The organism is Streptomyces flaveus (assembly GCF_014647675.1).
In the GTDB taxonomy this organism is placed as follows: domain Bacteria; phylum Actinomycetota; class Actinomycetes; order Streptomycetales; family Streptomycetaceae; genus Streptomyces; species Streptomyces flaveus.
In genome coordinates this window covers 400,243-410,355 of record NZ_BMPQ01000004.1, presented here as the reverse complement: position 1 = coordinate 410,355, position 10,113 = coordinate 400,243, and the positions used below count along the sequence as shown (strand labels likewise).

General features: G+C 69.3%; 12 protein-coding genes and 1 pseudogene. 3 read left to right on the top strand and 10 right to left on the bottom strand.

Annotation, left to right across the window (positions count from 1 at the left end; all coding sequences use genetic code 11):
* Positions 1 to 40: 40 nt before the first annotated feature.
* The 4 genes from IEZ21_RS11280 to IEZ21_RS11265 are packed head-to-tail and all read right to left on the bottom strand — an operon-like array spanning position 41 to position 3,845.
* Positions 41 to 1,339: an NAD(P)/FAD-dependent oxidoreductase gene (locus tag IEZ21_RS11280; RefSeq protein ID WP_246567573.1), complete on the bottom strand. Its 1,299-nt coding sequence runs from the start codon at positions 1,337 to 1,339 to the stop codon at positions 41 to 43.
* The gene (locus tag IEZ21_RS11275; RefSeq protein WP_189321719.1) at positions 1,336 to 2,133 is read right to left on the bottom strand and encodes an amino acid ABC transporter ATP-binding protein; all 798 of its coding nucleotides are present in this window, start codon (positions 2,131 to 2,133) and stop codon (positions 1,336 to 1,338) included. Before IEZ21_RS11275 ends, IEZ21_RS11280 begins: the two co-directional genes overlap by 4 nt.
* Positions 2,130 to 2,897 (bottom strand): amino acid ABC transporter permease, encoded by a 768-nt coding sequence (locus IEZ21_RS11270; protein ID WP_189321718.1) that lies wholly within the window; start codon positions 2,895 to 2,897, stop codon positions 2,130 to 2,132. Before IEZ21_RS11270 ends, IEZ21_RS11275 begins: the two co-directional genes overlap by 4 nt.
* A gap of 9 nt (positions 2,898 to 2,906) precedes the next feature.
* Positions 2,907 to 3,845: a substrate-binding periplasmic protein gene (locus tag IEZ21_RS11265; protein ID WP_246567571.1), complete on the bottom strand. Its 939-nt coding sequence runs from the start codon at positions 3,843 to 3,845 to the stop codon at positions 2,907 to 2,909.
* A 196-nt stretch (positions 3,846 to 4,041) separates the two neighbouring features.
* On the opposite strand from IEZ21_RS11265, the gene IEZ21_RS11260 reads away from it, so the two are divergent.
* Entirely contained in the window at positions 4,042 to 5,241 is a 1,200-nt protein-coding gene (locus IEZ21_RS11260; RefSeq protein ID WP_189321717.1) for a CdaR family transcriptional regulator, read from the top strand.
* On the opposite strand, the gene IEZ21_RS11255 is transcribed toward IEZ21_RS11260, so the two are convergent.
* Both IEZ21_RS11255 and IEZ21_RS11250 read right to left on the bottom strand, forming a co-directional pair.
* On the bottom strand, positions 5,238 to 5,945 hold the full coding sequence (locus tag IEZ21_RS11255; RefSeq protein WP_189321716.1) for a bleomycin resistance protein: 708 nt from the start codon (positions 5,943 to 5,945) through the stop codon (positions 5,238 to 5,240). The genes IEZ21_RS11260 and IEZ21_RS11255 overlap by 4 nt on opposite strands.
* 39 nt (positions 5,946 to 5,984) lie before the next feature.
* The gene (locus IEZ21_RS11250; RefSeq protein ID WP_189321715.1) at positions 5,985 to 6,635 is read right to left on the bottom strand and encodes an HAD family hydrolase; all 651 of its coding nucleotides are present in this window, start codon (positions 6,633 to 6,635) and stop codon (positions 5,985 to 5,987) included.
* Between the two features lie 82 nt (positions 6,636 to 6,717).
* Here IEZ21_RS11250 and IEZ21_RS11245 point away from each other — a divergent pair, with 82 nt between their 5' ends.
* Positions 6,718 to 6,912 (top strand): hypothetical protein, encoded by a 195-nt coding sequence (locus IEZ21_RS11245; RefSeq protein ID WP_246567569.1) that lies wholly within the window; start codon positions 6,718 to 6,720, stop codon positions 6,910 to 6,912.
* Between the two features lie 28 nt (positions 6,913 to 6,940).
* Here IEZ21_RS11245 and IEZ21_RS11240 read toward each other — a convergent pair whose 3' ends face one another.
* Positions 6,941 to 7,675, bottom strand: coding sequence for an SDR family oxidoreductase (locus tag IEZ21_RS11240; RefSeq protein WP_189321714.1), 735 nt, complete (start codon positions 7,673 to 7,675; stop codon positions 6,941 to 6,943).
* The gene (locus tag IEZ21_RS11235; protein WP_189321713.1) at positions 7,672 to 7,938 is read right to left on the bottom strand and encodes an Atu4866 domain-containing protein; all 267 of its coding nucleotides are present in this window, start codon (positions 7,936 to 7,938) and stop codon (positions 7,672 to 7,674) included. The genes IEZ21_RS11240 and IEZ21_RS11235 overlap by 4 nt, the downstream gene beginning before the upstream one ends.
* Positions 7,939 to 8,083: 145 nt before the next feature.
* Here IEZ21_RS11235 and IEZ21_RS11230 point away from each other — a divergent pair.
* A pseudogene (locus tag IEZ21_RS11230) lies at positions 8,084 to 8,275 on the top strand (helix-turn-helix domain-containing protein); the annotation flags it as partial.
* A gap of 48 nt (positions 8,276 to 8,323) precedes the next feature.
* On the opposite strand, the gene IEZ21_RS11225 reads toward IEZ21_RS11230, so the two are convergent.
* Positions 8,324 to 8,986: a hypothetical protein gene (locus IEZ21_RS11225; protein ID WP_189321861.1), complete on the bottom strand. Its 663-nt coding sequence runs from the start codon at positions 8,984 to 8,986 to the stop codon at positions 8,324 to 8,326.
* A gap of 361 nt (positions 8,987 to 9,347) precedes the next feature.
* The gene (locus IEZ21_RS11220; RefSeq protein WP_189321712.1) at positions 9,348 to 9,998 is read right to left on the bottom strand and encodes a DUF4360 domain-containing protein; all 651 of its coding nucleotides are present in this window, start codon (positions 9,996 to 9,998) and stop codon (positions 9,348 to 9,350) included.
* Positions 9,999 to 10,113: the final 115 nt, after the last annotated feature.

The following is a 10,113-nucleotide window of genomic DNA, read 5'->3' as shown; positions in this document are numbered from 1 at the left end:
CGACGCGAAGCCGCACGCCGCGCCTCTGCGCCCCAGCGGATCAGCGGCTCAGCCGGTCGAAGCGGAAGGGCGCAAGTGCCTCGGGCCGCCGACCGGTGCGGATGTACTCGGCGAGCTGGTGCCCGGTGGCCGGGCCGAGCGTGACGCCGAGCATGCCGTGGCCGGTGGCCGCGAAGGCGTTGTGGTGGCCGGGTACGCGGTCGATCACCGGGAGCCCGTCGGGGAGGAACGGCCGCCCGCCGACCCAGGGGTCGCGGATCAGGCCGACCAGGTCGTCCGGGTCGTCGAACCAGCGGCCCAGGTAGTGTCGGCTGGCGAGGGCGACGGCGACGATACGGCGCCAGTCGAGCCGGTTGTTGTTGCCGCTCAGCTCCATCGTGCCGCCGATCCGCGTGGTGCCGCCGATCGGTGAGGCGACGGCCCTGCGCTCGCCGAAGTACAGCGTGTGCCGGGGCGCCCGGTCCAGCTCCACCGAGAAGCTGTAGCCCTTGCCCGCCTGGAGCGGCAGCGGTTGTCCCAGTGAGCGCAGCAGGTGCGGCGAGCGCATCCCGGCCGCGACGACGACGGCCGCACAGGGAATCTCGCCCTGCGTGGTCCGCAGCGCGGCGATGCGCCCCGCGCTCGACCGGAACCCTGTCACCTCCGCGTTCTCGTGGACCTTCACCCCCGCGTCGGCCAGTGCCTCCCCCAGCCCTTGTGCGAACGCCTCCGGATCGACCACGCCCTCCCCCTCGACGAGGTAGGCCGCGCGCACGCCGGGCGACAGCGCGTCGTCCAGCAGATGTGCCTCGGGTCCGATGGTGACGTCGTCGGGCATCGGGTAGCGGCCGTCCGCCATCTGCCGCTGGATCGCGAGATGGTGGCGGGCCTCGGCCGGCGACAGGAAGGCGTGAACCATGCCGGGGCGGGTCAGCGTCGTGGCCACACCGTCCTCGCGCAGACCGTCGAAGAGGTCGAAGGTGTCGCGGTTCAGCTCGGCGATCGCCGCGTAACCGCGCCGGAAAGCGGCCGGTGTGCTGCTGCGCCAGAACCGCCACAACCACCGTACGAACGCCGGATCCGGCAGGGGCCGCAGATAGAGCGGCGAGTCCGGCTGTCCCAGCGAGCGGAGGGCGTAGCGCACCACTCCGGGCGCCGGGACGGGCGTGGAATGGCTGAGGCAGACCCATCCCGCGTTGCCCCGGGAGGCCCCGGAGCCCAGTCCGCGCCGCTCGACGACCTCCACCGGAAGACCGGCCGCGGCCAGGTAGTACGCCGTGCACAGTCCGACGACGCCGCCCCCGACGACCACGACGGGGCCCTCGCCGAGCGGGCCCGCCGTACCGGATGCACCGGTCATGACGTGGGCCCGTACGAGGCGAGGAACTCCCGGGTCCGGGCGCGGGCGGGGTTGTCGATGACGTCCTCGGGCCTGCCCTCCTCCACGATCCGGCCGCCGTCGACGAAGACGACGTGATCGGACACCTCGCGGGCGAACGGCAGTTCATGGGTGACCAGCAGCATCGTCATTCCGTCCGCGGCGAGTTCCCGCATCACGCTCAGTACCTCGCGGGTGGCCTCGGGGTCCAGGGAGGAGGTGGGTTCGTCGAAGAGCAGCACCTCGGGCTTGAGGGCGAGGGCCCGTGCGATGGCGACGCGCTGCTGCTCACCGCCGGAGAGCTGCTCGGGCTGGGCGAGCCCGCGGTGGGCCACCCCGACGCGGCGCAGCAGCGCGACGGCCCGCTCCAGCGCCTCCTGTTCGGGGACGCCCGCCTTGCGCTGCGCCAGGACGACGTTCTCCACGGCGGTGAGATGCGGGAACAGGTTGAACCGCTGGAAGACCATGCCGACCGTACGACGCAGCCGGGGCAGGTCGCGGCAGACCATCCGGCCGCCGTTGTGCACCACTTCACCGGCGACCTCGACCGTGCCGCCGTCCGGCCGTTCCAGCAGGTTGACGCAGCGCATCAGGGTCGTCTTGCCGCCGCCGCTCTGCCCGATGACGCTGACGATCCGGCCGCGGTCGACCTCCAGGTTCACGTTGTCGAGGACCAGACGGCCGTCGAAGGACTTGCTGAGGCCCTGGATTCGTACGACGGCCTCGGTGGTGGCGACCGGTATGACGGTCTTCGCTGTGGTGACGGGCTCGGTCATACCGCCGCCTCCTTCCGGTCGGACTTGCGGTCGGTGCCGACGGGGAGGTCGGCCGCGAGCAGTGCGCGTGCGGCCCGCATCCGGCGCCGTCGCCACGGGGACAGGGGGACGCCCGCGCGGACCTTTCGCTCCAGCAGCAGGAGGAGTTGGGAGAGCGGGTAGCACAGGGCGAAGTAGATGGCCGAGATGACCAGGTACACCTCCAGCGCGCGGAAGGTCGACGAGGTGATCAGTCGCCCCTCGGACATCAGCTCGGCGGCGGAGATGGTGACCAGCAGTGATGTGGACTTCAGCAGGTCGACGAGGAAGGTGTTCGTGCCGGGCAGTGCCTGCCGCACGGCCTGCGGCAGGATCACCTGGCCGAAGATGCCTGCCCTGCCCAGTCCCAGCGCCTCCCCCGCCTCCGTCTGTCCGGCGTGCACCCCGCTGATCGCGGAGCGGAAGATCTCGGACAGGTAGGCGGCGTAGAAGACGATGAGGCTGACGCAGCCGGCCGTGAACACGTCCAGCTTGAGCCCGGCCGAGGCCAGTCCGAAGTAGGCCAGAAAGATGATGGCCAGGAGCGGGATGTTCTTGAAGACCTCGGTGTAGACGGCGGCGACGGCGCGCGCGGCCCACACCTTGCTCAGCCTGAGCAGAGCCACGGCCAGGCCGAGCAGTACGGCGCCGATGAAGCTCACGACGGTGTAGGAGATGGTGCGCCAGAGTGCGTCGACGAGGTCGGACTGGTAGTCGGACCAAGGGACTTGGAAGAGACCGGACATGTCAGCCCCTCACTTCGCGATGGACGGGGGCGTCCAGTCGGCGGGCCGGTCCACGCCTTGGCGTGCGGGGGCGACAGCGGCGTCGGGCGTGAGGAACTGCTCCGGGTCACCGCCGTACTTCTCGACGAGCTTGGCCATCTCGCCGTTCTCGTACATGGCGTCGATCTGCTCGGAGATCGCCTGTTCCAGCTTGGTGGCCTTCTTGGGGAGGTAGAAGCCGGTCTGGTACGGCTGGAAGTACTCGTACGCGGGCTTCGCCTTCACCTGCTCGGCGGTCGGCGGCGTCATGTACTGGGTCTCGATCTTCAGTTCCGGCCGTTCCTTCTGCGCCGCGATGATGATCAGCGGGTCGAGGAAGCCGACGTCGACGCGGCCCGCGCCGAGGTCGTCGAAGACGCCGTTGGCATCGGGGTAGGCGTGCAGCTTGGCGTCGGGCACGGCCTGGATCGACTTGACCCAGACATAGCCCTCGACGGTGCCCAGTTCCAGGCCCTTCAGGTCGTCGACCGTCTTGTACGTCTTGCCGTTTCTGACGGCCATCGCCGGGGGCGAGTAGTACGGCGGATCGGTGAACAGCCCCTGCTTCTGCCGCTCCTCGGACCAGGCGACACCGCCGATGGTGATGTCCACGCGGCGGGACTGCACCCCGGCCAGCATGCCGGCGAAGTCCGTGACCTCGGGCTCGACCTTCAACCCCAGCTTGTCCGCCGCGTAGTTGAGGATGTCGCCGTCCAGTCCGACGATCTTGTCGCCCTGGACGCTGGTGTACGGGGCGTACGGCTGGACGGCCACCTTGATCACGCCCGGCGTGAGCGTGCCGAGCGCGGCGGTCTTGGCGGACACGTTGGCCGGTTCGTCGTCGCCGTCCGAGCCGCAGGCGGTGGTGGCCGAAAGCAGGAGTGTCGCGGACAAAGCGGCGACGAGTGAGCGCACACGGGTCATCGGCATGGCCTTCCCATTTGGCACTGAAGGGTCCGCCGTTCACCTCGCTGTGCCCCGGCGGGGGATGTGACAGGGCCCATACGCTATGGACCGGCTCGCGGTACGTCACCGGTCACTTCGTCTGAACTTGTGGCCGAAATCGCTCGATGCACTGTACGGTGCGTCCAATCCGGGCAGCGGCCTGGCGGCGGGAGGAGCCTTGATGCTGAGCCCGTCTCTCGCGCAGGAGATCGCCGGGGACACCTCCGCGGTCATCGGCTTCAACGTGCTGATCACCGATGCGGAGGGCACGGTCATCGGCAGCGGCGACAGCAGCCGCGTCGGCACTTTTCACGAGGCGTCCGTCGAGGTGATCCGTACGAAGGAGCCCGCCACGCACAACACCTCGCAGGCTCTCCAACTGCGGGGAGTACGCCCCGGAGTCACCCTGCCGCTGGTCACGGACGGGCAGGCGGTGGGCACGGTCGGGATCACGGGTACGCCCGCCCAGGTGCGCCGCTTCGGACTCCTGGTGAAGCGCCAGACGGAGATTCTGCTGCGGGAGTCGGTGATGCTGCGGTCCCGGCTGCTCGCCGAGCGGGCGGCCGAGAAACTGCTCGCCGACATTGCCTCGTACGACCCTCATGTCGTGGAAGGCGAGTTCCTGCTGTTCCGGGCCGCCGAGCTGGGTTTCGACCTGCGGCTTCGGCGGGTGGCGGTGGCGTTCGAAGTGACCGTGCCCGATGCGGGCGCCCGCCGTCAGGGGGCGCCGACCCGGGACATGGCGCTGATCCGCTCGGAACTGCTTCGCACGGTGCGCGAGGTCTTCGCCGATCCCCAGGACATCGTCGCCACCACGGCGCCCGGCTGGATCGGCGTACTGCACCGGCTGCCGGCCCGGCGCCCGGTGACGTCGCTGGTCGGCGACTGCCGCCGGGTCACCGACGTCATCGCCGCCCAGGACGGCCTCAACGCCCGCGCCGGCATCGGCGAACCCGCCTCCTCGGTCGGCGACCTGCACGACTCCTACCAGGACGCCTGCGACGCGCTCCGCCTCGGCGCCCGGGTGACGGGAGGCTCCCCCGTCCACCTGATCACCGACCTCCGCGTCCACCAGGTACTGGCGGCGGTGGGCCAGCCCGCCCGCAACCGCCTGCTGGCACTCACCGCCGCGGACCTGCGCACCCAGCCGGACTGGCCGGTACTCCGCGACACGATCACCGCCTGGTGCGAGAGCGGCTTCAACCTCGTACGGGCCTCCGCGGCCCTGCACATCCACCGCAACACCGTCGTCTACCGCATGAACAAGATCGAGCAGATCACCGGCCGTCCGCTGCGTGAGCACCGGACGACCATGGCTTTGTACCTGGCGTGTCTGGCCGACCAGTTGGGCAGCGGCGTACCCCGTGCCGGCGATTCCTAGGCCCGCAGCTCCGCGAGGCGCTCGAGGTCGTCCTGGACCGAATCCCGCTCCTGCGCGCCGAGTTGGGCCGCGACCGCGGCGGCCTCGGCGAGCGCGGATGCCGCAGTCTCCACGTCACCCAGGCGCCCGGCGACATCCGCACGCAGTACGAGGAGGCGCAACCGCTGCACGGGCGTGGGGCGCTCGTCCTCGAGACCCAACACTCGGTCGATGACCTTCGCGGCGGCAGCCGGATCCTCCTTCGAGTCCGCGAGGAGTGACGCGTGATGCAGGGCCCGCGCGAAGGTCTCCTTGGGCGCGGGCCGGTGGCGCTGGTCCTCACTTGTCGGCTGCCCGATCCGGATGCAGTTGCCGCCCGGATCGGTCATGAGGAACTGCCGCATGCCGTACGACATGTCCTTCAGCACCCCGATGCGCGGCAGCCCGCGGGTCGGGATCTTCCCGTACGCCGCCTTGAGTCCGGTCCGGAAGGACTCGTGCAGCCCGTCGACGTCATCGGTCAGTACGTAGCACGTGCTGTACGACTCGGTCGGCTCGTGCTGCTTCAGGCCGAAGAACTGCAGCTCGATGTCGCCACGCTCGACGACCGCGTACGGATTAGGGCTCGTCTGCTGGAAGGTCACCTCGAAGCCGAGAGCGGTGTAAAAGTCGAGAACGGGCTGGATGGTCCGGCACGGCAGGATCGGAATAGTCTTCTCAGCCATACCCACCACTCTAGTCAAAGTTGAATAGAAGTGGGGGGATTATCTCGGTGCATTGATGACGCAGTTGATCGCGGAGGCGACGTCTTCAGCGACATGGGTGGGCCGGTACGAGTCCTGGGTCCACGGTCGGCCGCCCGACACCCACACGCTGCGCAGACCGAGCGCGTTCGCGCCCGCGATGTCGGCGTGCGGTGAATCTCCGATCATCCAAGCGCCGACGAGGGATCCTTCGACACCGGCCGCTGCCGCTCTGAAGATCTCCGGCCCGGGCTTTTTGTACCCGACTTCCTCGGAGACGGCCCAGCCGTGGACGAGTTGGTCGAGTCCGGTGTTGCGGATCTTCGCTTCTTGCTGCCTGGTACGGCCGTTTGTGACGATGACACAGGTCCAGCCGTCGGCCAGCGCCGTACCCAGGGCCTCGCGTGAGGACTCCGTCAGCACGACGCGGTCGGCCGCGCCGTTGTCGAGCAGGGCGCGGATGGCGGTGCCGGGTACCAAGGTCCCGTACCGGTCGGTCATGGCCGCCGCGACGTCCTGACGGGCGGTATAGCCGCCGGCGTCGAGGGTCATCACCCACGTGAGATCGGAATCAGTCAGGTCGTGATCGGCCAGGAATGCCTGGACAGCGAGACGGAAGGCCGCATCGCGGTCGACCAGAGTGTTGTCGAGGTCGAGCATCAGCAGCGGCATGATCGGCAGTAGATCACGAGAGCACCCGCAGTTCATGATCTCTGGTCGGCCGACTCCTCTCTGTCGGAGTAGATCACCAGCCTTGTTCCGGCTGTGGTGCCTGACCGGGCGAGCAACCATCGCCGTCGGCGACCGGGACATGATGGAGCGCGCCCACACCGAACTGACGCCCGCGGCAGAGGAGTTGGTTGGAGCCGGGAGCGGGCTCCTCACCCTGAGACCCGTCTCCCACCACCTCTCCACCCTCGCCGCAGCACTTGGGCGTCACCGCCGGTGAGACTGCTCCTGGGCCTACGCCTCCCTGGCTAGTGCACACTCGCGGCAGGCCGCACCACGATCTCGTTCACGTCGACCTCGGCGGGTCGGCTGATGGCGAAGGCGATGGCGTCCGCGATCGTGGAGGCGGGGATGGCCACCGCGCGGTAGGCCTTCATGTCGTCACGGGCCCGCGGGTCGGAGATGGAGTCGGCGAGTTCGGACTCGGTGACGCCCGGGGAGACGACGCTGACCCGGATGTCACCGGGCGATTCCTGGCGCAGCCCCTCGGAGATCGCGCGTACGGCGAACTTGGTGGCGCAGTACACCGCGGCGGTGGGCACCACCTCGTACGCGCCGACCGACGCGACGTTCACGAACTGCCCGCCGCCCTGCTCCCGCATCACCGGCAGCGCAGCGGCGATGCCGTGGAGCACACCGCGGACGTTCACGTCGATCATCCGGTCCCACTCGTGGACCTTCAGTGCCGCGAGCGGCGAAAGCGGCATCACTCCGGCGTTGTTGACCATCACGTCCACCCGGCCCCAGCGTTCCTGGGCGGCGGACACGAAGGCGCGTACATCGGCGGCGTCCGTGACGTCCAGCAGCTCGTACGCCGCGCTGCCGCCCTCGGCGGTGATCTTCGAGACCAGCTCCTCCAGGCGGTCGGCGCGCCGCGCGCCCAGGACGAGACGGTGACCGTCGGCGGCCAGCCGCAGGGCAGTCGCCTCACCGATGCCGCTGCTCGCGCCGGTGACCAGTACCACCTTGGCCGTGTTCGTCATGCCTGCTTCTCCTGCCGGTAGAGCACGAGGTGCTCGTGGTGGAGCACGCCGTCGCGGATGTCGCCCGTCGCGGTGAACCCGGTGTCGTCGACGTAGTCCAGGTGGCTGCCGGTCACCGTGTACCGGCCGGTGTACGCGCTGCGCCGGTCACCGCGGGCTTCGTCGTAGCGGCCGTTGGGCAGCAGCTCCTGGCGTATGTGACCGTCCGCGGTCACCCACATCCCGACCACGTCGACGCTGTCATCGTCGGCGGTCCTGACCATGCGAATTCCTCTCGTCCCTCGGTGCGGTTCTGTCCTGCGCCACCGAGTCTGGGCAGGTCGGCGACCGTTAACCAGGACGTGTGCTGCCTGGGTGCGGCACACCCAGGCAGCACACCGATCCGCCGCCTAGCCTGAGGTCATGGCTATGGCTGACAACCACTTGGGAGACTTCCTTCGCGCGCGGCGGGCGGGCCTGCAACCGGAAGACGTCGGCATGGCGAGCTACGGGGTTCGACGCGTCGCCGGACTGCGCCGTGAGGAGGTCGCCGTTCTCGCCGGGGTGAACGCCGACTACTACACCCGCCTGGAACAGGGCCGCGAACGCCACCCGGCACCAGGCGGAGCACCGTCACCACGGCTAGACACCGGCAGCGCTGACGAACCGTCATGGCCCAGTTACGGCTCGGTCCCCCGCCGAAGGCACCACCGTGTAGAAGAGCCGCTTCCAAGCGCCGGACCTGGTCAGGGCCAGTCCCAGCGGCTCCAGAGCGGCATTGAGCCTGTCGAGCCGGGCGCGCAGGGCCGCACGGTTCAGGGGGTGTTCGGCGGTGCCGAGCAGTCGGCTCAGGTCGTGGCAGCACCACGGTTGTCGATCGGTGAGCAGCAGACGCAGGAGCAGTCTCTGCGAGCCGTGGTGGGGAAGCATCGAGGCCGGCGGGGAAACCTGCTCGTGGGGTACGGGCCTCGCCGAGGCCAGCGAGCGCCGCTCCGTCGCCAGCCGTACGGCCAGTTCCTGGATCGGCATGTTCCGGGCCAGGACATTGTCGGCTCCCGCGTCGAGGAGGTCGGCGGCATCGGTGCCTTCGGGCACGAGCGCTATGACGGGCGCCAGTCTGCGCAGTAGTCCGACGCGATGCTCGAGGCCGGGTCTCCACCGCTCGTCCGGTACGTCGAGGATCGCGAGCGACTGCGGCTGCGTCAGCAGCTCTTCGTAGGCGTGGTGCGATCCCCACGGGTGGACGAGCGGGGGCAGTAATCGTGCCCCGCGCAGGGCGCGCAGCAGGGGTCCGCTACGGGATCGGTCGAGAGAGACATTGACGTAGGTCATGTTGCTTCTCACTCAGCGGGCGAGTAGGTCTCGGAGTGCCTTGGTGATGTCGGCGGGAACATCGAAGGCAACGTTGTCAACAGGTAGGCGCTGGTGGTCCAAGCTCAGGGTGGTCAGTGTCATGGTGTGCCGCTTCGGTCGACTGCGGGACGCGTCCGCCGGTCCACGGACACGCAGAGCCTGCCATGCCCGAGTCAACATCCGGTCGGCATTCGATCGGACGTGTCCGGAAGTGGCGCACTTGTTACGAAGCCCTGCGGACGCCACGGCCAACTGGCCCGTACGGAAGGGGCGTTCACTGCCGACCGGGTTGGGGCCCGGTCGGCAGCGAACGGTGAGGCAGGGCCGCCGTGATCCCGCGTTACTTCCCGGGGCACTCCTTCCAGGCCAGGTGATAGACGGTGCTGATGTCACCGTCGGTGGAGTCCATGGTCATGAAGCTCGTGCTGCCGGGCGCGGAGGTTCCCGCGCTGACCCGGAGTTCCGTGTTGATGTTGAAGTTGCGCTGCACTCCGCAGGGCGCCCAGACCAGTTGTGCCCAGTCGGTGGTGTCGGTGGCCTGCCAGTTGTCGTTGTAGGGGCCGCGGAACGGATGGGTTCTGGACTCCGTGTTCGGCGATCCCTGGAAGTAGTACGAGGCCTTCTGGGTACTGCTCGCGCCCGGCTGGAGCGAGGCGAAGCCTCTGTAGTCGGCGCTGGCGACCGCGTAGGTGAAGCCCTGCGGTACGTGGACGATGAGGTTGAGCTGGCAGTTCTTGCGGAACGCGGTGGGACTGGCGCCGCCGCCCACCTGGGCGAGGTAGTCGCTGTACGTCACCGTGAAGGCGGTGTTGTCCTGCGAGACGGCGACAGCGGCCGTCCCCTGGGGGCAACCCGACCCGTTGACCGTGGCGACCTCGATCACGATCTTGTCCGGGGGCGGGTCGGTGATCGCGGACGAGCTCTGCGGCGCGGGGAGCGCGGAGGCGAACAGCGCGGCGGCCGCGCTGCTCAGAAGCAGTCCACCAGTCATGTTCTTCCAATCCGGTGCTTCGGTGGTCCGGGCGGTGCGGGCGGGTGCCGGCGCCGCCGGGGTTGGGGGGTGCGGTGTCCGCCTGCGCGGAGACCGTCGCTGACCAGGTGCGTCG